At 47.7% G+C, this 24,693-nt stretch carries 19 protein-coding genes and 2 tRNA genes; 13 read left to right on the top strand and 8 right to left on the bottom strand.

What is annotated here, in order from left to right; all coding sequences use genetic code 11:
• Nucleotides 1-194 precede the first annotated feature (194 nt).
• From K5X84_RS08415 to K5X84_RS08390, 6 genes are all read left to right on the top strand, one after another.
• Nucleotides 195-2,555, top strand: a complete 2,361-nt coding sequence (locus K5X84_RS08415; RefSeq protein WP_222235580.1) for a TonB-dependent receptor domain-containing protein — start codon at nt 195-197, stop codon at nt 2,553-2,555.
• Between the two features lie 77 nt (nt 2,556-2,632).
• Nucleotides 2,633-3,676, top strand: coding sequence for an alkaline phosphatase D family protein (locus tag K5X84_RS08410; RefSeq protein ID WP_222235579.1), 1,044 nt, complete (start codon nt 2,633-2,635; stop codon nt 3,674-3,676).
• Nucleotides 3,677-3,699: 23 nt separating this feature from the next.
• A complete protein-coding gene (gene betI, locus K5X84_RS08405; RefSeq protein ID WP_222235578.1) occupies nt 3,700-4,278 on the top strand; it encodes a transcriptional regulator BetI in 579 nt (192 codons plus the stop codon).
• A gap of 29 nt (nt 4,279-4,307) precedes the next feature.
• A complete protein-coding gene (gene betB, locus K5X84_RS08400) occupies nt 4,308-5,771 on the top strand; it encodes a betaine-aldehyde dehydrogenase (protein WP_222235577.1) in 1,464 nt (487 codons plus the stop codon).
• A complete protein-coding gene (gene betA / locus K5X84_RS08395; protein ID WP_222235576.1) occupies nt 5,771-7,465 on the top strand; it encodes a choline dehydrogenase in 1,695 nt (564 codons plus the stop codon). The genes betB and betA overlap by 1 nt, the downstream gene beginning before the upstream one ends.
• Nucleotides 7,459-8,658, top strand: a complete 1,200-nt coding sequence (locus K5X84_RS08390; protein WP_222235575.1) for a BCCT family transporter — start codon at nt 7,459-7,461, stop codon at nt 8,656-8,658. Before betA ends, K5X84_RS08390 begins: the two co-directional genes overlap by 7 nt.
• A gap of 69 nt (nt 8,659-8,727) precedes the next feature.
• Here the strand turns inward: K5X84_RS08390 and K5X84_RS08385 are convergent, their stop codons facing one another.
• Both K5X84_RS08385 and K5X84_RS08380 read right to left on the bottom strand, forming a co-directional pair.
• Nucleotides 8,728-9,717 carry a c-type cytochrome gene (locus tag K5X84_RS08385; RefSeq protein WP_199494514.1) on the bottom strand — a complete coding sequence of 330 codons (990 nt, stop codon included), beginning with the start codon at nt 9,715-9,717 and terminating at the stop codon, nt 8,728-8,730.
• Between the two features lie 10 nt (nt 9,718-9,727).
• A complete protein-coding gene (locus tag K5X84_RS08380; protein WP_199494515.1) occupies nt 9,728-10,387 on the bottom strand; it encodes a c-type cytochrome in 660 nt (219 codons plus the stop codon).
• 101 nt (nt 10,388-10,488) lie between these two features.
• Here K5X84_RS08380 and K5X84_RS08375 point away from each other — a divergent pair, with 101 nt between their 5' ends.
• The gene (locus K5X84_RS08375) at nt 10,489-11,484 is read left to right on the top strand and encodes a porin family protein (protein ID WP_222235574.1); all 996 of its coding nucleotides are present in this window, start codon (nt 10,489-10,491) and stop codon (nt 11,482-11,484) included.
• A gap of 45 nt (nt 11,485-11,529) precedes the next feature.
• Here K5X84_RS08375 and K5X84_RS08370 read toward each other — a convergent pair whose 3' ends face one another.
• A complete protein-coding gene (locus K5X84_RS08370) occupies nt 11,530-12,810 on the bottom strand; it encodes an acetyl-CoA hydrolase/transferase family protein (protein ID WP_199494517.1) in 1,281 nt (426 codons plus the stop codon).
• A gap of 204 nt (nt 12,811-13,014) precedes the next feature.
• Between K5X84_RS08370 and K5X84_RS08365 the strand changes: the two genes are divergently transcribed.
• The gene (locus tag K5X84_RS08365) at nt 13,015-14,853 is read left to right on the top strand and encodes a methyl-accepting chemotaxis protein (RefSeq protein WP_199494518.1); all 1,839 of its coding nucleotides are present in this window, start codon (nt 13,015-13,017) and stop codon (nt 14,851-14,853) included.
• Between the two features lie 9 nt (nt 14,854-14,862).
• On the opposite strand, the gene fghA is transcribed toward K5X84_RS08365, so the two are convergent.
• Together fghA and K5X84_RS08355 are read right to left on the bottom strand one after the other, a co-directional pair.
• Nucleotides 14,863-15,699: an S-formylglutathione hydrolase gene (gene fghA / locus K5X84_RS08360; RefSeq protein WP_222235573.1), complete on the bottom strand. Its 837-nt coding sequence runs from the start codon at nt 15,697-15,699 to the stop codon at nt 14,863-14,865.
• Nucleotides 15,700-15,710: 11 nt separating this feature from the next.
• Entirely contained in the window at nt 15,711-16,829 is a 1,119-nt protein-coding gene (locus tag K5X84_RS08355) for an S-(hydroxymethyl)glutathione dehydrogenase/class III alcohol dehydrogenase (protein WP_271331215.1), read from the bottom strand.
• A gap of 131 nt (nt 16,830-16,960) precedes the next feature.
• On the opposite strand from K5X84_RS08355, the gene K5X84_RS08350 reads away from it, so the two are divergent.
• Entirely contained in the window at nt 16,961-17,839 is an 879-nt protein-coding gene (locus K5X84_RS08350; protein WP_222235572.1) for a LysR family transcriptional regulator, read from the top strand.
• A 19-nt stretch (nt 17,840-17,858) separates the two neighbouring features.
• Here the strand turns inward: K5X84_RS08350 and K5X84_RS08345 are convergent.
• Nucleotides 17,859-17,934, bottom strand: a tRNA-Val gene (locus tag K5X84_RS08345).
• A 36-nt stretch (nt 17,935-17,970) separates the two neighbouring features.
• Nucleotides 17,971-18,046 (bottom strand) — tRNA-Val (locus tag K5X84_RS08340).
• Nucleotides 18,047-18,238: 192 nt separating this feature from the next.
• Here K5X84_RS08340 and gltX point away from each other — a divergent pair.
• On the top strand, nt 18,239-19,645 hold the full coding sequence (gene gltX / locus K5X84_RS08335) for a glutamate--tRNA ligase (protein WP_222235571.1): 1,407 nt from the start codon (nt 18,239-18,241) through the stop codon (nt 19,643-19,645).
• A gap of 45 nt (nt 19,646-19,690) precedes the next feature.
• Here the strand turns inward: gltX and K5X84_RS08330 are convergent, their stop codons facing one another.
• Nucleotides 19,691-20,557 carry a LysR family transcriptional regulator gene (locus K5X84_RS08330; RefSeq protein WP_199494522.1) on the bottom strand — a complete coding sequence of 289 codons (867 nt, stop codon included), beginning with the start codon at nt 20,555-20,557 and terminating at the stop codon, nt 19,691-19,693.
• A 112-nt stretch (nt 20,558-20,669) separates the two neighbouring features.
• Here K5X84_RS08330 and K5X84_RS08325 point away from each other — a divergent pair, with 112 nt between their 5' ends.
• From K5X84_RS08325 to K5X84_RS08315, 3 genes are read left to right on the top strand one after another with little or no spacing between them, the layout of a single operon-like run.
• The gene (locus K5X84_RS08325; protein WP_222235570.1) at nt 20,670-21,989 is read left to right on the top strand and encodes an NADH-quinone oxidoreductase subunit L; all 1,320 of its coding nucleotides are present in this window, start codon (nt 20,670-20,672) and stop codon (nt 21,987-21,989) included.
• Nucleotides 21,986-24,253: a putative inorganic carbon transporter subunit DabA gene (locus K5X84_RS08320; protein WP_222235569.1), complete on the top strand. Its 2,268-nt coding sequence runs from the start codon at nt 21,986-21,988 to the stop codon at nt 24,251-24,253. The genes K5X84_RS08325 and K5X84_RS08320 overlap by 4 nt, the downstream gene beginning before the upstream one ends.
• Complete coding sequence (locus K5X84_RS08315; protein ID WP_222235568.1) at nt 24,232-24,453, top strand: hypothetical protein; 222 nt, start codon at nt 24,232-24,234, stop codon at nt 24,451-24,453. Before K5X84_RS08320 ends, K5X84_RS08315 begins: the two co-directional genes overlap by 22 nt.
• Nucleotides 24,454-24,693 lie beyond the last annotated feature (240 nt).

Raw genomic sequence — 24,693 nt, 5'->3', positions numbered from 1 at the left:
CCTACCTTAGTTTCTTAAGCAAGTTAACGCAGAGTTTAGATGAAAAATATCTAATTTATATTGCATTTATTTTAATTGAACGGTCAATTAACTAAGTTTGATTTTAATTGAATGATCAATTAACCTTAACGCCGTTGTCACATTAGCCCCATACATTAAGGAACTTCACTACAACACAAGAAACAGGAACTTTTATGAAAACTTATGTGCCTATGAAGCAAAGCTTAATCGCACTATCTGTACTATCAGCATTATCTGCTACCTCCCTGCCAGCAATGGCGCAAGACACTCAAGATCAGCAAGCAGAAGAAGAAAAAGAACAAATGGAAGCCATTGTGGTTACTGGCCGCAGTGTTTCTTATGCGAATAACGCCGCTTCTGCAGAAATGAAAAAGCAACAAACGTCTATGACCAGCGCTTTGGCAATGGTTGATAACTTACCCGGCGTTTTGGTAAACGAAGGTGACCCGTTCGGATCTGATGAATGGTCAACCAGCATCTCAATTCGCGGTTTCCAGTTAGATTTAGAATCTCAGCAAATTGGTATGACTGTAGATGGTATTTCTAACGGCAACTCAAACTACGGTGGTGGTACTAAAGCCAGCCGCTACATTGACACTGAAAACTTACGTGGCACGGAAGTTTCTCAGGGTACAGCTGACATTAGTTCTCGTTCAAACGAAGCTTTGGGCGGTACCTTGAACTTTACGACTATTCGTCCTGCGTACGAAGAACAGTTTACCGTTAGCACCACGATTGGCGAGCATAACGCACAAAAACTGTATGCACGTTACGATACTGGCGAAATTGCTAAAGACACATACGCGTGGTTCTCTCTTTCGAGCCAACAAAACGATGACTACATGGATGGTTCGGTAACCAATACGCGTGACCATGCTGAAGGTAAAATTATCAGTCGTGTTGGTGACGTAGATTTAACGGGTTACGTGAGTTACGACGACGCTCAGGAATATACCTATCAACGAGTTTATGGTTTAGCACAGTATGAACAAAACTCTGAATGGGACGGCCTGACTGAAGACTGGACAGGCATTCCTTATCAAGACCAGGCATGGCGTGAAGGTTGGGTAACTGAACGTGAAAACTTGTTTGGTTACCTAAAAGCCGACTTCATGCTGGGTGAAGTGGATGTCAGCACTAACGTTTACTATCACGAAAACGAAGGTGCTGGTAAGTGGATTCCATATTACATCGCTGATGTTACCGACGACGGTGCAGGAAACCCTAACTCGGAACTGGACCCTTCAACCACAGCTTACGGCGGTTCTTCACAAGGTTTTATCTATTTTGTTAACCGCGACGGCCAGTCATTATCACCTGAAGCAGGCTGCGAGAGCTCAATTGGTTACCCTTATGGCGGCGGCGGAGCCGAAGTAGACCCAGGTTGCTATGAGCAAGGCGCTATGCCGGTCAGTTCGCATCGTCACACTCACTATGAGAAGCAACGCTACGGCGTCAATGGTGACTTTGTATGGGATACCACAATTGCCGGTATGGCAAACACCTTACGTGGTGGTTTCTGGTACGAAGATTACCAGCGTGATGAGTATCGTGACTGGCATAAAACCATTGATGCAGCAGCGAGCCCGCGTCCTGAAAGTAACCCTTACTGGGTTCAGTACAGCCGTGAATTCCCGGTCGAAACTTTGATGTACTACATTGAAGACGAGATTGATGCCGGATTTGCGAAATTTCGTCTGGGCGCCAAGAAGTTTGATGTTGAAGTGTCAAAAGAAGACCAGTTTAACCCGGATAACAATTTGAGCGTATCGTCTGACTCGGATGCTTTATTGTCAGCTGGTTTTGTGGCTCCTTTACCTGTTCGTGGACTGGAGGTTTTCGGTGGTTATGCAGAAAACTTTGCCGCAGTTAAAGATGCGGTACTAGAGCGTGATGACACCGATGTAAGTCAGGTTGAACCGGAAACGGCAGACAATATTGACTTAGGTTTACGTTATTCAACACCGGGTTTCAATGCGAGCTTAACTTACTATGACATTAGCTTTGAAAACCGTATTACCTTTGTTAGTAACGAAGACGTTGACGGTATCGACTTCTTAGAAGCGGCTGCCGGCGGTTATGTTAATACAGGTGGTATTGAGTCAAATGGTGTTGAGGCATCACTGGATTACAATCTGAGTGATAACCTTGGCGTTTATATGTCTTACACAAAAAATGACTCAACCTATACGGATGAAGCATTCCGCGGCAATACGGTACTGGGCAGTGCTCAGGACATGGCCGTTGTTAGCTTTGACTACACTAAAGGCGATTTCTATGCCGGCTTTAGTACTAAGTATGTTGGTGAGCGTTTCTTAGACCAGGCGAACACTCAGGAAAGCGATTCTTACGTTGTGAGTGACCTTTACATTGGTAAAACCGTTTATGACATTGGTGGTGCAATTGACAGCATGGAGCTGAGCTTCACTGTGAATAATGTCTTTGACGAAGATTACCTTGGTACTATCGCTCCGGGCGCTGGTTGGATTGGTGCGCCACGTACGGTTGCACTTAATGCTAAGTTTGTATTTTAAAACTACCCCGAACCACATGCGGTTAACGCCGCATGTGGTTGCTTTAGTAGCAAGCAACAACAAGGTAATCAATACACATGTATAAACTATTAGCACTATCCACATTACTACTGAGTGGCTCTGTTTTTGCCGATGCACCAGGCCGGATTTTATTTGGTTCATGTTCGCATCAGGACAAAGACATTCCCATTTTTAACAGCATTATTGATGACGACCCTGAAGTTTTTGTGTTTCTTGGGGACAATGTATATGGCGACACCGAAGACATGTCAGTGTTGCAGAATAAATATGAAAAACTGGGCTCTAAGCCGGGTTTTAAAGAACTAAAAGAGCAAGCAGAGCTCATCGCTATTTGGGATGATCATGACTACGGTGCGAACGACGCCGGCAAGGATTACCCTAAAAAAGAAGCGTCAAGAGATATCATGCTCGACTTTTGGGGTGAGCCGGAGAACTCTCCGCGTCGCACTCGTGAAGATGGAATTTACACCTCATACACCTACGGTGAGGGCGAAGAAAGCATTCACGTAATTTTGCCCGATTTGCGTTGGAACCGGGACGATATTGCCCACGTGACGCGTGAAGAGTATGCAAACGAACGTAAACCGAAAAACATGGGGCCTTATAAAGTTCACAGCGACCCTGACGCCAGTATGATTGGCGAAAAACAATGGCAGTGGCTGGAAGAACAGTTACAAAAGCCGGCGCGTATTAAAGTCATTGGCTCCAGCTTACAGCTTTTAGCTGATTTTACCGGTTGGGAGTCGTGGGCGAATTTCCCCTCTGACCGCCAACGTTTGTTTAATCTTATTAAAAAACATAAGGTTAATGGTGTTATCTTGATAAGTGGCGACACCCACTGGGGTGAAATCAGTTACTACGACGAAGATTTAGACTACCCACTATGGGAAGTTACGTCATCAGGACTGACTCAGGAGTGGAAAGACGTTAGCCCTAATAAACACCGCATCGGTCAGTTTATCAATAAGGTAAATTATGGTGCGCTGGACGTTGACTGGGAAAAAGACGATCCGGTAGTGACTCTTGGACTTTACGATGAAGAAGGTGATGTAGTTAACGAACACCGCTTCAGGCTGTCAACGCTGGAACCTTACGAATAAAAATTAAACCATGTGAGAAAGCTATGCCAAAAATAGGAATGGAATCAATGCGGCGTCAGCAGTTAATCGATGCCACCATCGATGTGGTTGCTGACGTAGGCTTACGAGGAGCAACCATAAACTTGATTTCGCGCAGGGCGGGGATGTCGTCCGGTATTATCAGCCATTATTTTGGCGGTAAGCAGGCGCTAATTGAGGCCTCTGTACGGTATTTGCTTTCTCAGCTCAAAATGGAGCAGTCACCGGATAACCCGTATGACCGCTTGATGAAAATTGTTGATTTGAACTTTTCTGATGTGCAGCAGGCAGATTCAAGCACAAAAACCTGGTTAAGCTTTTGGGGGCAGTCAATGCATGACGCCGACTTATATCGCTTACAGGAGCTGAATAAGCGCCGGCTTGTGAGTAATTTGCGTTACAGTTTCAAGCAACTACTGAATCCCGAAAGTGCGCGTGAGGCAGCGGAAGTGACGGCGGCGTTAATTGATGGTTTTTGGTTGCGCTGTGCATTAAGCCGGGCAAATGAAGAGAAGTTCAGTCAGGCAAAAAAATACTGCAAAAAATACATTAATGGTGTGCTGGAACAGCACGGTGTCAGTTAAACCATTGCCAAATTATAAGGGAGTTATCGTTGTCCTCTACATTACTTAAAAACTTTATTCATGGCCGTTACGTCGACGACAGTAACCATGAATACTTTGACGTGATCAACCCAGGTACCGGGAAAGTGATTTACACCGTAGAGTCGGCAGGAGAGTCGCTGTTGGAAGACGCGGTGGAAAGTGCTCAAAGAGGGTTTGAGGTTTGGTCACAAACCCCTGCAATTGAGCGAGCCCGAGTATTACAACGTGCAGCGGCGATTCTGCGAGAGCGCAATGACGAGCTGGCAAAGCTTGAAGTGCTGGATACCGGTAAACCCTGGCAGGAAGCTGTTGAAGTCGATGTTCAGACCGGATCGGATGCTATCGAGTATTTTGGCAACTTATGCCCGTCAATGATGGGCGAGCAACAAAGTGTCGGTAACGACTTCTTTTACACACGGCACGAGCCTTTAGGTGTCTGTTTTGGCATTGGAGCCTGGAACTACCCGTTGCAAATTGCTTGCTGGAAAGCGGCTGCGGCCCTTGCTGCAGGTAATAGTATGATTTTCAAGCCATCCGAAGAGACACCTCGTGGCGCTGCGATGTTGGCAGAAATATTTATCGAAGCAGGCGTACCGGAAGGCGTATTTAACGTGGTGCATGGTGATGGTGTTGTCGGTAATTATCTGGTTCAGCATCCGTCGATTGCGAAAGTGTCGCTGACAGGTGAAGTAGGCACGGGCAAAAAGGTAATGGCCGCGGCGGCAGGTACCCTGAAGAATGTGACCATGGAACTGGGCGGTAAATCACCGCTTATTGTCTTTGATGATGCTGACATTGATGAAGCGGTAACCGGTGCCATGATGGGTAACTTTTACACCCAGGGCGAGGTCTGCACCAATGGCACTCGGGTCTTCGTGCACAAAGACTGCTACGACACTTTTATGGAGCGTTTATTAGAGCGCACCAAGAACAATATCGTAGTCGGCGATCCTATGGATCCTGAAACCAACCTGGGCGCGCTAATTTCTGAAAATCACCTGCATAAGGTCATGTCTTATATCGAGCTTGGCAAAGAGCAGGGCGCTACTCTGGCATTTGGTGGCGAAAGATTAACGCCTGCGGGCTGTGAGAGTGGCTATTTTATTGGCCCCACTATTTTTACTGACTGCACAGATGACATGCGCATTACGCGCGAAGAGATTTTTGGTCCGGTGATGTCCGTTCTGACCTTTGAAACGGAAGAAGAGGTCATTCAACGAGCTAACAATACCGATTACGGACTGGCAGCTGGTATTTTCTGTCAGGACTTGCGCAGAGCTCATCGTGTCATCGCTCAGCTGGAAGCCGGTATTTGCTGGATTAATGCCTATGCTAATTCGCCGGTAGAGATGCCGGTAGGTGGATACAAGCAATCGGGTATTGGTCGTGAAAACGGTGTGGAAGCACTTAAGTCTTATACTCAGACAAAATCAATTTATGTCGGAATGGATAAGCTGGAAGGTCCATTCTAATGACAGTGAATGAGAAATTCGATTACATCATTGTGGGGGCGGGTTCGGCTGGCTGTGTGCTGGCCAACCGGTTAACAGAAGATCCGGATGTCTCGGTATTGTTATTAGAGACTGGAGGCTCAGACAAAAGCATTTTTATTCAGATGCCAACCGCGCTGTCGATTCCGATGAATACGAAAAAGTACGCCTGGCAGTTCCATTCGGAACCTGAGCCTTATCTGAATAATCGTGAAATGCATTGCCCCCGGGGCAAGGTTCTTGGTGGCTCCTCGTCGATTAACGGCATGGTTTATGTTCGCGGTCATGCGCGGGACTTTGATGAGTGGCAAGAGCATGGTGCTGAAGGCTGGGACTACCAGAATTGCCTGTCGTACTTTAAAAAGGCGGAAGACTGGGCTTTTGGTGCCGATGAATACCGTTCGAAAGATGGCCCTTTGGCGGTGAATAACGGTAACAATATGCAAAACCCGTTGTATAAAGCCTTTATTAAGGCCGGAGTTGACGCCGGTTATATGGAGACCAGTGACTATAACGGTTTTCAGCAAGAAGGTTTTGGTGCCATGCATATGACCGTGAAAAATGGTGTGCGCTGGTCCGCTGCTAATGCCTATTTAAGGCCAGCTATGAGCAGACCTAACCTAGCGATAAAAACCGGGGTTCAGGTCAGTAAAGTGCTGTTGGAAGACAAGCGGGCTATTGGTGTCGAGCTTTATGAGAAAAACAACATTGCTCGCTTTTTTGTGAATAAAGAAGTGCTTTTAAGTGCAGGTTCCATTGGCTCTCCGCATATTCTGCAGCTATCGGGTATTGGTAACAACGAGACTCTATCTGCAGCGGGCATTGAAACTCAGCATGAGCTGCCTGGTGTCGGGGAAAACTTGCAGGATCACCTGGAGTTTTATTTTCAGTATCAGTGCAAAAAGCCGCTGACGCTGAACAGTAAGCTAGGACCTCTGAGCAAGTTAGCTATTGGTGTACGCTGGATTTTATTCAAAACCGGCTTGGGCGCAACGAATCATTTTGAGTCCTGCGGTTTTATTCGCTCGAAAGAAGGTGTTGAGTGGCCGGATCTCCAATATCATTTTCTGCCGGCAGCCATTCGCTACGATGGTAAATCTGCTTTTGAAGGGCATGGTTTTCAGCTGCACATTGGGCACAATAAGCCGAAAAGCCGTGGTTGGGTTAAAGTGAAAAGCTCAGACCCTTTTACCTCGCCCCAGATTCAATTCAATTATTTGCAGCATCAGGACGACATTGAGGCATTTCGGGCCTGCGTAAGATTATCTCGCGAAATTATTGCTCAGCCGGCAATGGATGAATACCGCGGCCAGGAAATACAACCGGGAAAAGACATTGTGACCGATGAGCAGATAGATGCTTTCGTGCGTGATGCCGTAGAAAGTGCTTATCACCCCTGCGGCAGTTGTCGTATGGGTGCCGAAGATGATGACATGGCAGTGATTGACTCACAAATGCGTGTGCGGGGCTTGCAAGGACTTAGAGTTATTGACTCGTCGGTTTTCCCAACGATTCCAAACGGCAACCTGAACGCGCCAACCATCATGGTCGCGGAGCGAGCGGCTGATATCATCAAGCATCAGAACCTGCCGAGAGCTGAAGTTGATGTTTATAAAGACCCGCAATGGCAACAGCGTCAGCGCAGTGGTGAGGCCAAGCGGAGCGCGTCATGTTAACTCTTGTCAGTATTGGCATGCTGTTTTTCATGGCCATGGTGGTCTTTATTGTTATGCGCTGGGGGCGGCTGAAACTTAACGGTCGCTACCCGGTGTCTACTATGACATTCATTGCTATTCTGTTTACCTCGGGTCTGGATGTCGGACTCATTATGTTCCCGCTGACAGAGTTCCCGGTTTATGCCGATATAAAAGAAAACAGCGAGTACGCTTTTGCCAACCCTTTGGCTATTGAGTTTGGCTTCTGGGGCTTTCTGGTCTGGGCCATTTACTTTGTCACTTGTTTTTATTTCTGCGCAATTGAACCCAAAGTAAAATTCTTTGAGATTACCTGGGTTAAGTGGATTAATAACATCGTGATAATTGGCACCTGTGCTTTTACCGCGCATTTGTTATTTGCGAACTTGAGCTGGTATTTACCCAGTATTGCGGTTAGCGAAGGCTTCCCCTGGTACTACGCGCTGATTGTCGGCGGCACCATTTTATTTGCGGTGTACTCAAGTACCGAGCTTAAGTTTGTTAAGATTCTTAGCTTGTCATCTGGTGGGCTGTTCTTTGCGTTAATTCTTGGGCTAGGCAGTATCGCTTTACTGTCTGACAATGTTTCTGCGCCTGATTATTTTAGTACTTTACCCTTATTGACCGACTACTTTGAACATCTACACCGGTTTGTTCTGCCGATTAATGATTACCATGCGTTTTACCTGTTCTGGTGGTTTGCCTGGAGCATTATGATTGGTCAGTTCACTGCGCGCTTTGTTGGTAACATGCGCACCATCTGGCTGTTCTTAGCCATGCTGATATGGCCGTCATTGTCCATTGGTCTCTGGTTTAGTGTTTTATACTTATTCCACTTAAAAGGACTGGATACTTCAGGATTCATTAATCTGGCGATGGTGTTTGTTGGAATTGTTTTCGTGATCAACTCGCTGGACTCTTTAATCCGGCTTTATTCCGACAACCTGAACTTGACAGTAGCGCGTTTTGGCAAACAAAAATATATGGCCTTACATGCCTTTTTGATGATGTCATTAACTGTACTATTTAGCGTTCAGTTTATAAAAATTCAGTGGGTTGGTGCGTTGGTTATTGGTATTGGTTTGTGTTGCTTTGTTTACATCGCGCTTGGTAAGCAACAGCAGCCGCTGCCTAAAACTGAGGCATTGGTACCAATGCCTGTTAAGAAGAAGTAGAAACAAGAGGGTGTCTACGCGGAGTAATGCTCAAACTCCACTCAACACCCTCTTATCGGTGTGCGTTGCTTAATCAAACGAGCGAGACTTAAGAATCTCTGGTTTCAGGAAAGGTTTTTCACCGGTATTGTCATGGTCACCCAGAACCTGGCCATTGATCTCTTGTCCGTATAAAGACCATTGATAGAAATTCTTATATTTCTCTCTGGTTTCTTTTATTTCGCCAGTATAACGAGGATCTTGCGGGCGTTCGTGTGCATTGATGAAATAAGCGACATTCCAGGCTTCTTCATCACTTAGGCGACCAGGCTGTCCTAGTGGCATATTGTTTTGAATGAATGAGGCCGCAGTGAAAATGCGAGTCATTCCGGCTCCCCAGTTGTATGAGGCGTCACCCCAAAGAGGTGGAAATACCACTTGTCCATCTACTGTTTTACCGCCGCCATTTTGGCCATGACAAACCGCGCAGTTATCTTCATACACCTTTTTTCCGGCGTCGTAGCTTATGTTCTCTGGCATTTGTTTTCCTAAATGGCTAAAACCTCGCCCGGCTATATTGCTGTCGTAAACTTTTGCACCCTTTGCCATATATTGGTGATAGGCAACTATAGCTAACATATCGTCACTGCCATATTCGGGTGGCTTACCATTCATAGAAAATGAGAAACACCCGGCAATTCGTTCTTCCAGCGAGTTGACGTGCTGGTTTTTACCACGAAAGTCTGGAAGCGTTGTGGCTGCTGGCCAGACAGGTGCAGCCCAGGGTAGCCGACCTTCACCCATATGGCATGACTTACAGTCCATGTCGTTGAATACGTACTCACCACGGTACTGCTGAGTATTCATAAACATGTCACGACCTTTAAGAATGACTTTGCGCAGCTCTTTATGAAGGTTTGGGTCGTTCTCAATATCGCTTAATGTGGGTGCTTCGTGAACATATTTACCTTGTTCAAACTCAGGTAACTTAACCTCGCCCGGTGACTGAGATTGCGCTATCGCCAGCCCTGCTAAAGAAAGCCCAATTAAAGATAATGTGATTTTTAATGAAGTATCCATAGCTGAGCTCCTATTCCGAGGCCGGTATTGAAGCAAGGTAAGCAGAAACAGCCTCTATCTGAGCATCACTTAGGCGTTTTGCTACGGCTTCCATAAGCTGAACTTTGTCGGTTTTACGGTTGCCGTTTTTCCATGCATTAATTTGTTGCTTGATATAACTCGCATGCTGACCTGCGATGCCAGGAAAGTTTTCGTTAACGCCCCTGTTATTAGGTCCGTGGCAAGTACTGCAAGGCGGAATGTATTCCTCCCAATTGCCGATACTCACAAGGCGTTCACCCTGTTTTAATAATTCTGAATCGGTGTCTTTTGAGGTGCTAGCAGGCTTGCTCAAGCTGGCATAATAAGCCGCGATATCATGCAGTTGCTGTTCGTTGAAGTTATCAACATTCATGGACATAACGGCATTATTTCGTTCTCCTGTCTGGTAAGCCTTCATCTGTCGATATAAATACTGTTCGTTCATACCTGCAATGTAAGGAAATGCGCCTGCTGCATTACCTTCACCGTTAGGTCCATGGCAAGCCATACAGGGGGCACCGCTTCCGTCACCTTTCATCGATAACTGCTGACCTGATTCCGGATCGCCTTTAGCCGAAACACTCAGGGAAGCTCCCAGAAGTAGAGCACTCAGAATGCAATATACGACTAGCCCTTGTTTATTATTCATAGTAATACCCTATATTTAATGACGAGTATGATAGTTAGTATAGTAGTAAATAATATATTATAGCCACACCATTAGTATGGTTATTGGCAAAGGACTGAACTATGACACTTTCGAGAATTGCAGTCGCATTTTGCTTAGGTGGTTTACTGAACGTTTCAGCACAAGCGGAAACAAATTTATCGAGTCAGTTATTTATTAATGCAAGTAATATTCAGCAGAAAGGGCAAATTTCAAATAGAGAAGGTTGGGAACTGGACTTAAAGCGGTTTTATCTCGATTTTAGTCATAAGTTTGATGAAAATTGGAGCGCAGTAGTAACAACCGATGTTCAGTGGCGTCGTCAACAGGATCCTACCGATGTCTGGTTCCGTCACGCTTATGTACAATGCAAATTGCCGGATGGCCAGCTTCTGCAACTTGGTGTGGCACCACTGCCATGGATTGACTACATAGCCCGCAAAGTGGGCTACCGCTATGTGGATCCAAGTCTGACACCAATGAATCAGTTTGCCGGCCCCACTGATTTAGGTGTTCATTACTCGAATAAAAATGACAATGTCAGTTATGCCGTGTCAGTTGTGACTGGCGGTGGCTTTAAGAAGCCAAGAGTAGGGGATTCAGTCGACGTAGAAGCCTATGCAGCCTGGCATATTGCTCCGGGGTTCGATATTGCTGTTGGTGGGTACCGTGGCGCTCGGACTCAGGACAAAGATGAGGCACCCAAGATTAATACCGCTGAGCGCTTTAATGCCTCTATCAATTATCAGGTAAAGAGCATCCGCCTTGGGGTTGAGTATGTCCACAATAGTAATTGGGGACAGGTAGCAAGCCTTGTAAAAGATGCTAAAAGTGGTTGGGGAAGCTGGGCGAGTTATCGTTACGCACCAAAGCAGTCGGTATTTGTGCGTTATGACACAACGAAGCCAAATCGCCGCCTAAATCCTGGCTATGAGAAAGATTATGTTCAGGTTGGTTGGGACTGGAAAGTTGCACCCTATCTGACAGTGGCCATTGTTGGTAAACGCATTGAAGAAACTAGCGTTAATTTTCACAGAGAGTCGAACGAATTTGGACTGTGGAGCATGTGGAACTTTTAGTTTAAGGCGGCCTTAGTCTTTTCGACTAGGGCCGCATAAAGCCGTTTAACTTATGTTTAATCCCCAGTCGTTATAGGCTGCTTGCGCGAGTTCATCCCGGAATTTAGGATCGGCAATATGAATCAGTTCGCGCGCGCGTTCACTCATACTCTTGGCGCGTAAGTTAGCGACACCATGTTCAGTGACAATGTAATGCACATGGGCACGAGTGGTGACCACGCCGGCGCCTGGCGCAAGCAGTGAGCTAATGCGTGAGACAGTGCCGCCGCAGGCTGTCGAAGGCAGAGCAATAACCGAGCGACCACCTTCCGATAAGCTGGCGCCGCGTACAAAGTCCATTTGGCCGCCGACGCCCGAGTATATTTTAGTGCCAATGGAGTCTGCGCAAACCTGACCGCTCAGGTCGACCTGCAAGGCGCTATTTATAGACATAACCTGCTTGTTTTGGCGAATCACCGAGGTGTCATTGGTGTACTCAACATCAAGGAAAAAAACTTCCTGGTTGTCATCAACAAAGTCATAAAGTGCCTGAGAACCCATCGCAAAAGTGGTGACAATGCGGCCTCGGTGCTTACGCTTGCGGCTGTTGTTTATGACGCCACGCTCAACCAGCGGTAATACGCCGTCAGAGAACATTTCGGTGTGAATGCCTAAGTCTTTGTGATGATGAAGACAAGCTAAAGTCGCGTCTGGTATTGCGCCAATACCCATTTGCAAACAATCCCCGTCATTAATAAGGCCGGCAACGCGTTCGCCAATTTTTTGTGTCACAGGATTTTGTGGTGGTTGGTTGTGCAGTGGGATAGGAGCTGCTTCCTCGTAATAACGGTCAAACCGCTTTAACGAGACTAACGCATCGCCGTGCGTCCGTGGCATGTTGGGGTTTATCCAGGCAACCACTTTTTTCGCAACTTGCAGTGCGGCCCGGGTTGCTTCAACTGAAATACCTAAACTGCAATTACCGTGTTTATCCGGTGGTGACACCTGAATGATTGCGGCATCCAATGGCTGTTCGCCAGAGCGAAACAGCTTGGGAATTTCAGAGAGAAAAATAGGGACATAGTCGGCTAGACCTTGATTCACCGCCTGCCGAGTTGAGGCCCCAACAAAGAAAGCACGTTGGCGAAGATGTCCTTTAAGCTCAGGGTCACAGAGTATCTCGCTGTACTCTGTATGCAACTGTAACAACGTCAGGTCTTTACGTTGTGCAGCGATCTCTTTCAGACCTTCCAGAAGTTTATAAGGGGTGGCAGCCATCGACTGGCACCAGATGACATCGCCATCGTTGAGAATTGACAGGGCTTCTACCGCTGAGTTTACCTTCATTACTGCTTCCTTTTTAAGCGAGAAGTATTGAGCGAGATCAGAAGTATAACCGCTTTGGCTGTGAGGGTATTTACCCAGTAAGTAATACTTCTTTCGTTTGTCATACTACTGTCATAAAAAATTCATACCCTTAACAAAATAGATCATTGCGGAATGTGAAGGTGCTGTCTATTATTCCGCCACTTTTATTGTTGGGTGTTTGCTATGTCAATTCGTAATAAGCTTCTTTCTGTTGGTTTGATCGCCACAGCGGCCTTTATTTTGTTGCTTGCCTTAATGATGCTTTTCCAGTCACAAGTGAGTGAATTACATCGTGCGAGTGAACTTCGAGAGTCCGTACACAATAGCTTGCTGCAATTGCGCCGTGCGGAAAAAGACTTTCTGTTACGAATGGATAAGAGCTACTCAGAGAAGTTAGCTCAACAAGCTGCCATAACTGACAATCGGCTTGAGCAGCTTAATGCTCTGGTTGATGATAAAGCTTCCTCTCAACTGATTGAACAGTTAGAAAGCCAGGTAGAACGTTATAGCGAAAACTTTGAGCACTTGGTCAACGCATTTCAGCAGCGTGGGTTAGATGAAAATAGTGGTGCTTATGGCGCGCTGCGCTCAGCAACTCATGAGTTAGAAGAAGCGATTGATACCGCCGGACGTACTGAGCTTTTGGTTACTTTGCTGCAGGTTCGTCGCAGCGAAAAGGACTTTATGTTGCGCTTCGATGATAAGTATCTCGGCCGGGTAGAGGGCTTGCTGGACGAATTAAAAAGAGAGCTATCTGCAACGCCGGAACTTGCGGAAAAAGTCGATGCGTACCGCCGTGACTTTGGTCGTTATGCAGCTCTTTCTAAAGAAATAGGGCTTGATGAAGAGTCTGGAATAAAGGGCGAGGTCAGAACTATTGCCAGCAATATGGAAGCGTCGCTTGAGCAGTTAGATAAAGAGCTGAGCGAATTGCTCGCCTCTCGTCAGGCAACCATGAAGTGGGTACCTGTCGTTGTATTTGCTGTTATCGCACTCATTGTTATTGCAATGCTGGTTTGGGTGATACGTTCCATTAATCAGCCGCTGACCCAATTGCGTGAAGATATGCAAAGGGTCCAGACGAGTAATGACCTGACGTTGTCCTCGGAGAAGTTCCGTGATGACGAGCTTGGCGATTTAGTTGATAGCTTTAATGAACTGCTAAGTTATTTCCGCAGTGTTATTCAGCAAATAAACCAGTCTGTCGAAACGGTGAATAGCCTTACACAGCAAGTGTCTGATACGGTGACCCATACTTCACAAAACTTGGATATGCAGTCGCATGAAGTGGATCAGGTCGCTGCTGCTATTAATGAAATGGGTAGCACGGCACACACTATTGCCAATGACGCGGAAGATACTGCTGAGCAAGTGAACAGTCTGTCTGAACAGGCGAAACATGGTAGTACCTCGGTACAGGCTGGTGTTGAGAAAGTGCGTTATTTAGCAGAACGGTTGAACAGTAGCGTAACTGAAGCGAATACCTTGGCAGAGCGCAGTGCGTCTATTACACAAATTGTGACGGTGATTAATGGTATTGCTGAACAAACCAACTTATTGGCGCTGAATGCGGCTATTGAAGCTGCCCGCGCAGGTGAGCAGGGACGAGGGTTTGCCGTGGTGGCGGATGAAGTCCGTACGCTGGCTTCCCGTACTCAGAAGTCTATTGGTGAGATAGAGTCAATTACTAGTCAACTGAACCAGCAAACTCAGATTATTGTGAATACCCTGCAAGAGTGTAATGAGCTGGGTGAAGAGAGTGCGCAGCACTCTACTGAATCCGATGAGCTATTCAACCGCATTCATACTGAGCTGGTTAAAATTAACGACCGCTCGGCCTCTATTGCTACTGCGGTTGAGGAGCAGTCTGCAGTTGTCGACGAAACCGCAAGAAATATTACCCGGGTTCGGGATGCTGGTGTGGAAGCGGCAAATGATGCACAGTCAAACGCTGACGCAGTCACTCAGGTTCGTCAACAAACTGAGCAGCTGCGTCAGGCGGTTATAAAATTTACCGTATGATATGACGTATCACGCGGTCAGGTACTTCGCATGGAAGCGAAGCTGAGCTTCGATAAATGACGAGATGAAGTAATAGCTGTGGTCATAACCGTCGTGTAAATGAACCGTACCGCCGCCGTTAACTTCGCTAATGGCGTCTTTTAAGTTCTCAGGTTTTAACTGTTCTTCTAAAAATCCGTCAGCTAAGCCTTGATCAACTCGAATTGGGAGTGTCTGACCTTTAGATTTGATGATCTCAACAGCGTCGTATTGCTTCCATTGTTCGCGATCATCGCCCAAATACGCGCTAAAGGCTTTTTCACCCCAGGGGCATTGTGTTGGGTTGGTAATCGGCGAGAATGCAGAAATGCTGGTGTAGCGGTCACTGTTACGTAAGCCAATAACTAAAGCTCCGTGTCCGCCCATGGAATGACCTGCAATAGCGCGCTTGTCATTAATTGGCAGCTCCGCTTCGACTAATTCCGGCAGCTCTTTCACGATGTAGTCGTACATTTGATAATTCGACTTCCAGGGCTCTTCAGTCGCGTTGACGTAAAAGCCTGCACCTAAACCTAAGTCATAAGCGCCGTCTGAATCGTCGGCTACATTGTCTCCACGCGGGCTGGTATCGGGAATAATTAAGGCAATACCCAGCTCTGTGGCCACTCGCTGCGCACCGGCTTTGGTGGAAAAATTTTCATCAGTGCAGGTTAAGCCCGATAAAAAGTAGACCGCCGGAACCTCCGTTTTCTCTGCGCGTAATGGCAAAAAAACACTGAACTGCGTAGTGCAGTTCAGTACTTCAGAGTCATGTTCAAAGCGCAGCTGACGACCGCCAAAACAGCGGGTTTCGCTAACTTGTTTCATTCCTGGCTCCATTAATAATGAATGACTGAGCGAATCGACTTACCTTCGTGCATTAGGTCGAACGCTTTATTAATGTCTTCTAACGGCATGGTATGGGTAATAAAGGTATCCAAATCAAACTTACCGTCCATGTATTGTTTAACATAGTCAGGCAGTTCGGTACGGCCTTTAACGCCGCCAAAGGCGCTGCCACGCCATACACGGCCTGTAACCAGCTGGAACGGACGGGTAGAAATTTCTTCACCGGCTCCGGCAACACCAATAATGACAGATTCACCCCAGCCTTTATGGCAGCACTCAAGTGCAGCGCGCATAACGTCTACGTTACCAATGCACTCAAATGAGAAGTCGACGCCACCGTCGGTCATATCAACAATGACTTCCTGAATGGGTTTGTCGTGTTCGGTTGGGTTCACAAAGTCGGTTGCGCCTAGCTCTTTGGCAATTTTTTGTTTGTCGTCGTTCACATCAATGGCAATAATGCGTGAAGCTTTAGCTTGTACCGCGCCAATGATAACCGCCAGACCAATACCACCAAGGCCAAATACCGCAACCGTGTCGCCTTCCTGCACTTTGGCGGTGTTTTTAACCGCGCCCATGCCAGTGGTGACACCACAGCCAAGCAGGCACACTTTTTCAAGCGGTGCTTCTTTTGGAATTTTCGCCAGTGAAATTTCTGGTAGAACGGTGTATTCAGAGAAGGTTGAGGTTCCCATGTAGTGATAAATGGTCTCGCCGTCTTTTGAAAAGCGGCTGCTACCGTCCGGCATTAAACCTTTACCTTGAGTGGCACGAACAGCCTGACACAGGTTGGTTTTACCAGAGGTGCAGAACTTACATTCACCACATTCTGCGGTGTATAAAGGAATGACATGGTCACCGACTTCAACCGAAGTGACGCCTTCGCCGACAGATTCAACAATACCGCCACCTTCGTGACCTAATACGGAAGGAAAAATGCCTTCAGGATCTTTACCTGACAAGGTGTAAGCGTCAGTGTGGCAGACACCGGTTGCAATAATGCGAACGCGTACTTCGCCTTTTTTCGGTGGTGCAACATCAATTGTTTCTTCTTTCAGCGGTTCGCCCGGACCCCAGGCAACCATAGCGCGTGACTTAATCGTTTCCATATTGATTCCTTATACTGTTTGATTCGTCGTCTCATTACGTAAAAGCGTAGCCTAAGTTTAACTTTTTCTCATAAGCAGGTAATCTACTGTTTTTACAAATTACTTTTTCATTAATGAAATAATGGGGCAGTATGAAGCCTTGGCAGGGAATTAGCGAATTTGCGGCAGTGGCTGAATTGCATAGCTTTACCGCAGCGGCTCACCAATTGGGACTGTCGGTGGCACAGGTAAGCCGAAATATTGCAGCGCTGGAGCAAAGGCTGCAGATGCAACTGCTGTATCGCTCAACTCGAAGTGTCAGCTTAACAGAAGAGGGAAAGCTCTACTTACCCCATTGCCAGCACCTCGTTGCCAGCCTGAGAGATGCCGATCAGGCCATTCAGCAGCGCACACAACAGCCACAGGGTTTAATTCGCATTACGGCACCGGTCTACTATGGCGAGCGGTTTATTGCACCTCTGTTGAATGATTTTTTGCAGGTTTATGCGGATTGTCGTCTGGATTTACAGCTGACAAACGAGCAGGTCGACTTAATTGAAGGCAGTTATGATGTGGCTATACGCTTAGGGCAACTTGGCAATCCGAGGTTACGCGCCCGGAAACTAGGATCACGCCGGCATTTTGTCGTAGGCTCACCGGCTTATTTTAGTCAATTTGGATGTCCGCAAAACATTGATGACTTGGATGAGCATCGCTGTTTTACCGGAACGGTTAAGCAATGGCGTTTTCAGGTTGATGGCAAGCTGGAAACTGTGCGACCGGAGTCGTACCTGCATTGCAACAATGGTCTGGCACTTCGTGATGCCGCAATAAAAGGCTTGGGGTTGGCAATGTTGCCGGATTATTACGTGACTGAGTCGTTGGAAAATGGACAGTTAGAGGAAGTGTTAGCGGATTTTCGACAACCGGATGATGGTATATGGGCGTTGTATCCGGAAAATCGTCAGGTGATTCCTAAAGTACGGGTGCTACTGGATTATTTATCTGAAAAATTAATACTGAAAAGATAGAAAGCTGAGGGATAAAAAATGGTGGTTGCTACTGGGCTCGAACCAGTGACCCTCGCCTTGTAAGGGCGATGCTCTCCCAACTGAGCTAAGCAACCATCCTGAAGGTCTGCAACTAAGGGGAAGAAGAGAAGTGGTGGTTGCTACTGGGCTTGAACCAGTGACCCTCGCCTTGTAAGGGCGATGCTCTCCCAACTGAGCTAAGCAACCATTCTCACTGTGACACTTCTGCGTCGTTGCGAGGTGGCATTATAGGGCGCAGATATAAACTGTCAAATAAAAATTGCTAACTTTGGTTCGTTTGCTGACATTTTAATCACTTCGAATAGCAGATGCGTCAAGCGCTCAGTCTTGATAAACTTACGCTCATTAAATTGACCGGTTTCAAAGAAAGGAATAAACATGAGTGTGGTAACGCGTTTTGCCCCCAGCCCGACTGGGTATTTGCACGTTGGTGGTGCCCGTACGGCATTGTATTCATGGTTAGTTGCAAAGGCACAGGGCGGCGAGTTCGTGCTGCGTATTGAAGATACCGACCGTGAACGTTCAACGCAACCTGCTATCGATGCCATTTTAGAAGGTATGGAATGGCTGGGCTTAAGCTGGGATCGCGGACCTTATTACCAGACTCAACGTTTTGAGCGCTATAAAGAGTTAATCGACAAGTTACTGGAAGAAGACAAAGCCTATAAATGCTATTGCTCAACGGAGCGCTTAGAGAAAATGCGTGAAGAGCAAATGGCGGCTGGTGAAAAGCCTCGTTACGACGGTCATTGCCGTGACAATCCTGACGTCGGCGGTGATAAGTACGTGATCCGCTTCCGTAACCCGCAAGACGGCAGTGTGGTTTTTGATGATCACATTCGTGGGCGCATTGAATTCGCTAATACCGAACTGGATGATTTGATCATTGCCCGTACTGACGGCACGCCGACTTATAACTTCTGTGTGGTGGTTGATGACTGGGACATGGATATTACTCACGTAGTGCGTGGTGAAGACCATATTAATAACACCCCGCGTCAGATTAATATTCTGAAAGCTCTGGGCGCGCCGGTACCTCAGTACGCTCACGTGTCGATGATTTTAGGTGACGATGGTAAGAAACTGTCGAAACGTCACGGTGCGGTCAGTGTTATGCAGTATCGCGATGACGGCTATGTGCCGGAAGCGGTCGTGAATTACTTAGCACGCCTGGGCTGGTCTCATGGTGACCAGGAAATATTCAGCCGTGAAGAGCTGGTTGAGTACTTTAAGCTGGATGACGTTAACAAAGCAGCGTCAGCGTTTAATACCGAAAAGCTTAATTGGTTAAATCAGCACTACATGAAAACGTTACCGGCGGAAAAAGTTGCTCCGCAGTTGCAATGGCAGTTTGACCAAATTGGCGTGGACACAGGCAATGGTCCGGCGCTAGAGCAAGTTGTGTCGTTGCAGGCTGATCGGGTAAAAACCTTAAAAGAAATGGCTGCCATTAGCCGTTACTTCTTTGAGTCGGTTGAAGAGTTTGATGAGAAAGCAGCGAAAAAGCATTTACGTCCGGTAGCTAAGGAGCCTCTGGTAAAAGCCAAAGAACTGCTCGGGGCTGTTGCTGAGTGGAGTGCGGCGAATATTCAGGCGGCAATTAATCAGACCGCGGCTGACTTGGACGTGGGCATGGGCAAAGTAGGTATGCCGCTGCGTGTTGCAGCAACCGGTGGAGGCAACTCTCCCTCGTTAGATGTAACGCTGGAACTTATCCCCCAAAAGACGGTTCTGGCGCGTATTGACCTTGCGTTAGAGTTTATTGCCAACCGTGAAAAAGCGTAAGTTACCGCGCTGAACTGAGTGCGTAGCCTTTTGCCTTGCAACGGGCTACGCAAAGCGTTTGAGAAGCCGAGCCACCATTGGATGCTCGAAAGGGCGCTTTAGAGTAATCGCATAAAAGTGTTCGAACACGTTGGGCAGAGTCAGGTAGCGTTTTAACTGCCCGTTGTTCAACTCATCCCTCACAACAACATCCGGAATAACCGCCAGGGCTCCGGTATCACGCGCCAGTAGTCGCAACATTGCCATATCGTCTGCCTCGGCAAGTACCCGTGGTTGCCATTTGTATTCGGCGCTTAACATATCGAATGCCGCACGTTGGGGCATGTTTTCCGGTGGTAGAACCCAGTTTTTGTTCCGTAAAGAGGCATCTGTCAGGCGTTCTATATCGCGTCCCGGCGGCCCTATAACGGATACTGGCTGACGCGCTAACAGGCGGCTTTGCCATAATTGCTTGTCACTGCCCCGTACGTTGGTATTCGCCAGCGCCAGGTCAATTTGATGGTTAGCCAACTCATTAAATAACTGGTCGGGGGTCATTGAGTGCAGCCGGTATTGCACGTCCTGCTGGTGCACTAAGTCGCTGATAAATGCTTCGACAAAGTTACGTGACATGGTCGAGGCGTGACCAATGCGAATCACTAAATCTGCACCGTCCATTCCCTGTTTCAGTTGTTTGACCAGGTTCTCACCTTCGTGAAAAATCCGGTTGGCGTACTGACGAGCAATGTACCCGGCCTGAGTCAGCACTAGTTGTCGCCCCTGACGCTCAAACAAAGGCGTGCCTAACCATTCTTCCAACTGTTTTATTTGCGCCGATAACGCCGATTGCGACACATGAAGTTTTTGAGCGGTTTGGGTTAAATGGCCACTTTCCGCCACATGCCAGAAGTAAAAGAGATGTTTGTAATTCATAGTTGCTAATAACCGTTCTTTAAAATAGAACAATATTATATTTTATATCTATTTTACTTAACATTAAAGACGCCCCCATAATTGCCCCAAACAAAATACCCAGGATGCATCAATGACTGAATGGTTGACATTATCTGGCGTTCGCCCTGTGTTATTGGCTCTGGTGGCTTTATTAGCACTGGTAGTAACGCGCTACGCTGTCACAAACTTCCGGCTGGATCCGCGCCGTCGTTCTTTCGTCTCTAAATTGGTCGGCTGCTTAGTAGCGGTACTTGTACTTATCGTCAGTAATCACATTGTGGTCTTCTTTGTGGCCTGGATGAGCATCAGCCTGCAACTGCACAGACTGCTCATGTTTTATCCTGAGCGTGACAGAGCGGTACTGGCGGCTCATAAAAAGTTCATTCTGGCACGCTGCTCAGAAGCTTTTTTAGGCACGGCTTTTGTCCTTATGTACCTCAACACAGGCAGCTTTCAATTAGACACCATACTCAAGCAGTTTGCTACGGCACCTACCAGTATTCCCCAGCACATTGCGGCAGTCTGTCTGGTTATGGCGGCATTGATAAAGTGCGCTCAGTTGCCCCTGCATGGCTGGCTCATTCAGGTCGTTGAAGCGCCGACACCGGTTTCCGCGTTATTACACGCAGGCATTATTAACCTTGGCGGCTTCTTGCTGCTGGTTACCGTACCTTTATGGAGCAATAGTGTTCTGGCCGTGTGGTTATTGTGCCTGGTCTCGGCTGCCTCGTGCTGTTTTGCTGCATTAATTATGGCAACACGTATCAGCATCAAGGTGCGTCTGGCATGGTCAACCTGTGCGCAAATGGGTCTGATGCTGCTGGAAATAGGTTTGGGATACTACGACTTAGCCTTGCTTCACCTGGTTGCACACTCGGTTTACAAAGCTCATGCCTTCTTATCGGTCAGCGAAGTTGCTGTCATTAAACAGCCTCAGGCGCGCTCAATATTACGGGTGAGCCTGGTCTTTCTGATTTTTCAGGCACTCATTGCTGCTACCTGTTGGTGGTTACTGGGTGATCCGAAGTGGTTACCGTCGGCTCTATTAGCCATGGCGTTAGCGACTATTTGGATGAATCTCCACCAATGGCTGTTGCGATTTGCTGTTTCAGTGCTGGCGATAGCTGCTTATCTGCTTCTTGGTGCGCTGGTACAACAAGTTGTGGAGCCGCAACCTCCGTTTAACAGTTTACTGCTGGAACCGATTATTACCCTGCTGTTCAATATCTTCGCTTTTACCTATTGGCTGGTGCATCACACGCCATCGCGTCGTCTGAGCCAACGCTGGTTCATCACTTTGAACGCCGGACTTTATTTGGATGAGTGGCTGACGCGGCTGGTGTTGTGGTTGTGGCCCAGTCATCCCATTCGTTATTACCAACGTCGTAGCCGACAAGAGGGGCGCTTATGATCACCGTCAGTCGTTTTGTGTCTATCGCGGAACAGGTCAGTCAGTCCATTGCGCCGCAGTGGCCCTTGTCTCAATGGATAGCGGTTAACCCTTTCTGGCACTATCGCCAGCAACCGGTTAGCGGTGTCGCTGCACATTGGCGTTACTGTGCGGGGAGTCGACTGCTAATGAGCCCCGACTTCTATTGGCAGCAGTGGCAGCAGAATCAAATTGCCCCAGAGTTAGTGACCGAAGACATGGTGCGGGAGCTGGAGCAACGAACTCAGTCCCGTGAGTTGCTGCCGCAATGGCGAAACCTAAGCCAGTGGGTGGATAAATATCAGCAGCGTCGCCGAAAAATGCGCTGGAATGACGAAGTGGTGCTGCAAATTAGCCAGACCTGCGGCTTGTTCATGCAGTTTCCTACACGCTTCCAGCAAGCGGGTAAGGACAGCTCGTTGTATCAACATTGGTTGACGATATCCCGTGCTGACCGCGGTATTGAAACCCTGATGGACGAGGCCGATTTAAACGATTTATTTGCGGAGCTCCCGGATGATCCGCATGAGCTTATTAGCGTCTGTCAGGCGAGTTTTTTAACCGATGCGTCGGATTATGCACTGCGCTGTTACTGCCAGGCTCTTATCAGTGACCTGTGGGGCTGGGCCGCAGCTATGGCTTATCAGGACGCCCGCCAGCAGAGTCAGTGGGTATTTGAGTTGTTATGCATTCGACTGGCCTGGGAGTACATTCTCTGGCAACTGGCTGAGCGGACCAACACGGCTGTTTATCAGCAGTTGCAGCAAGCGCTTGCGACGCAGATAGAAAACTGTGCAGGGCAAGTGTCCCATATTGAAGAATATAACGACGTTCTGTGGCAGTGGCAGGCGGCTTATGAACGCTCGCAGTTGAAGACACTGAAATTTAGCCCCGAAAACTCAGATAAGGCCGCGAATGAAACCTCAGTGGTGCAGGCGGTGTTTTGTATCGATGTGCGCTCTGAGCGTTATCGTCGTGCGCTAGAACAAGCAGGGGAGCGCTTGGGGGTAAGTACACAAAGCAAAGGCTTTGCCGGCTTTTTTGGTGTGCCTTTGGCGGTTCAGATGAAGGAGCAGGACGTTCCCCATGCGCCAGGTCTGTTGCAGCCAGCCTATTACGTTAAGGCACCGGAGCGTAAGCATTCGGTTATGTCATTACTCAGTAACCTGTTTAATACGCCCGTTTCGATGTTCAGTGGCGTTGAAGCACTCGGACTTGGCAAATTGAAAGAGTTGCTGACCGGCGCGCCCGGAAAATTGGCAACTGCCGACGACACTGCCGTTTCCGGCAGCGCTATTTTTCAGGCTGATGGTCAGGCGTCAGTAGAGTCTTTGGTGAGCTTATGCGAGCAGGCATTGGCGGGAATGCAGTTCGACTCGTTCGGGAAGTACGTGGTTCTGGTTGGGCACGGTTCACATCACAGCAATAATGCTCAGCGTGCTGGCCTTAACTGCGGGGCTTGTGGTGGCCAGTCGGGAGCCTTGAGTGCCCGTGTACTAACCCGTTTATTAAACGATGGTGAAATTCGGAAGCATCTCGTTGACCGGGGAGTTCAGATCCCCGCGGATACTCGATTCTATTCAGCTCTGCATGAAACAGTAACCGACCAGGTGGTGTGGTTATCAGATTCCGTACCGGATCAGGTTAAGTGTTTATTCAGCAATGCCACAGAGGCATTAACCACGTCGACCGATGGGCCAGCTAAACAGCTTAAAAAGCAGGCGAACCATTGGGCGGAGCTACGTCCGGAGTGGGGGTTAGCCGATAATAATGTGCTGTTTTTCGGACGAGCTAGCCGATTAACGTCCTCGGAAACGGTCGGCAGTAACTTTTTGCATGACTACTGCAGCGAGCGTGACCCTAAAGGGGCATTGCTGACACAACTGTTGAGTGCCCCGGGACTGGTCGCCAACTGGATAAACTGGCAGTACTACTGCTCGGTGACTGATCCGAAACAGCTGGGTAGTGGCAATAAATTGCTGCACAACCGGGTCGCGAATGACATTGGTATTTTCGAGGGAAATGGTGGTGACTTACGTCAGGGACTGGCCTGGCAGTCGGTGCACGATGGTAGTGACTTTGTACACAGACCGGTAAGGCTGCAGGTGATTATTGAAGCCGATGAAGCCACCATTCAGCGTGCGTTAGCTGGTGCTACCGCGTTTAACGAATTATTTCAGCAGCAGTGGATCAATCTGTATCGGCTGAATGCAGGAGGTGAGTTATGCCAAGTAACAGCAGAATAACGCCAGCTAACGGAGTAACCTGTTATACATTTAAAGAACTTTACGAGCATGTCCGCTCACGGCCTTTTAATCAGCCATTTGCTCTGCGTTATGGCGATGGTAGTGTTGATCACGGTCTGAACTCGGAAGAGGCCATGAAAGAGAGTTTACGTGCTCACGACAATCCCTATTTAAAGCAGCCCGTGGTTATCGAGTGGTAATTCTCTTTTTGTCATTTTTATAACGGCAGTCAGTTGGAGTGCTCAGGAATTCAATAAAACCTGAGTGACTGACTGCCCACTTTTCTCCGCTGGTTTTATCTAGCGCAAAAATCTGAATAAAATCCTTTGCCAAATTCAGTGCAATTCTGGTTACAATAGCCTTTAGTTCTCTCCACTTTGTTTATATAGAAGCTTTGACCTCTATATAGGATTAACGATGCCTAAAATTTGGTGGAAGCG

The organism is Idiomarina abyssalis, from assembly GCF_019797805.1.
In the GTDB taxonomy this organism is placed as follows: Bacteria; Pseudomonadota; Gammaproteobacteria; order Enterobacterales; family Alteromonadaceae; genus Idiomarina; species Idiomarina abyssalis.
Note: the sequence above shows the minus strand (reverse complement) of the source record. Positions and strands in the feature narration are given on the sequence as shown.

What these genes read in the sequence shown, in the direction of transcription:
- K5X84_RS08410 (WP_222235579.1), top strand. Translation starts at nt 2,633, where the DNA reads ATGTATAAACTATTAGCACTATCCACATTACTACTGAGTGGCTCTGTT.
- K5X84_RS08355 (WP_271331215.1), bottom strand. Translation starts at nt 16,829, where the DNA reads ATGGAAACGATTAAGTCACGCGCTATGGTTGCCTGGGGTCCGGGCGAA.
- K5X84_RS08370 (WP_199494517.1), bottom strand. Translation starts at nt 12,810, where the DNA reads ATGAAGGTAAACTCAGCGGTAGAAGCCCTGTCAATTCTCAACGATGGC.
- K5X84_RS08415 (WP_222235580.1), top strand. Translation starts at nt 195, where the DNA reads ATGAAAACTTATGTGCCTATGAAGCAAAGCTTAATCGCACTATCTGTA.
- K5X84_RS08330 (WP_199494522.1), bottom strand. Translation starts at nt 20,557, where the DNA reads ATGAATTACAAACATCTCTTTTACTTCTGGCATGTGGCGGAAAGTGGC.
- K5X84_RS08320 (WP_222235569.1), top strand. Translation starts at nt 21,986, where the DNA reads ATGATCACCGTCAGTCGTTTTGTGTCTATCGCGGAACAGGTCAGTCAG.
- K5X84_RS08325 (WP_222235570.1), top strand. Translation starts at nt 20,670, where the DNA reads ATGACTGAATGGTTGACATTATCTGGCGTTCGCCCTGTGTTATTGGCT.
- K5X84_RS08390 (WP_222235575.1), top strand. Translation starts at nt 7,459, where the DNA reads ATGTTAACTCTTGTCAGTATTGGCATGCTGTTTTTCATGGCCATGGTG.
- gltX (WP_222235571.1), top strand. Translation starts at nt 18,239, where the DNA reads ATGAGTGTGGTAACGCGTTTTGCCCCCAGCCCGACTGGGTATTTGCAC.
- K5X84_RS08385 (WP_199494514.1), bottom strand. Translation starts at nt 9,717, where the DNA reads ATGGATACTTCATTAAAAATCACATTATCTTTAATTGGGCTTTCTTTA.
- K5X84_RS08365 (WP_199494518.1), top strand. Translation starts at nt 13,015, where the DNA reads ATGTCAATTCGTAATAAGCTTCTTTCTGTTGGTTTGATCGCCACAGCG.
- K5X84_RS08350 (WP_222235572.1), top strand. Translation starts at nt 16,961, where the DNA reads ATGAAGCCTTGGCAGGGAATTAGCGAATTTGCGGCAGTGGCTGAATTG.
- betA (WP_222235576.1), top strand. Translation starts at nt 5,771, where the DNA reads ATGACAGTGAATGAGAAATTCGATTACATCATTGTGGGGGCGGGTTCG.
- K5X84_RS08315 (WP_222235568.1), top strand. Translation starts at nt 24,232, where the DNA reads ATGCCAAGTAACAGCAGAATAACGCCAGCTAACGGAGTAACCTGTTAT.
- betI (WP_222235578.1), top strand. Translation starts at nt 3,700, where the DNA reads ATGCCAAAAATAGGAATGGAATCAATGCGGCGTCAGCAGTTAATCGAT.
- fghA (WP_222235573.1), bottom strand. Translation starts at nt 15,699, where the DNA reads ATGAAACAAGTTAGCGAAACCCGCTGTTTTGGCGGTCGTCAGCTGCGC.
- K5X84_RS08380 (WP_199494515.1), bottom strand. Translation starts at nt 10,387, where the DNA reads ATGAATAATAAACAAGGGCTAGTCGTATATTGCATTCTGAGTGCTCTA.
- K5X84_RS08375 (WP_222235574.1), top strand. Translation starts at nt 10,489, where the DNA reads ATGACACTTTCGAGAATTGCAGTCGCATTTTGCTTAGGTGGTTTACTG.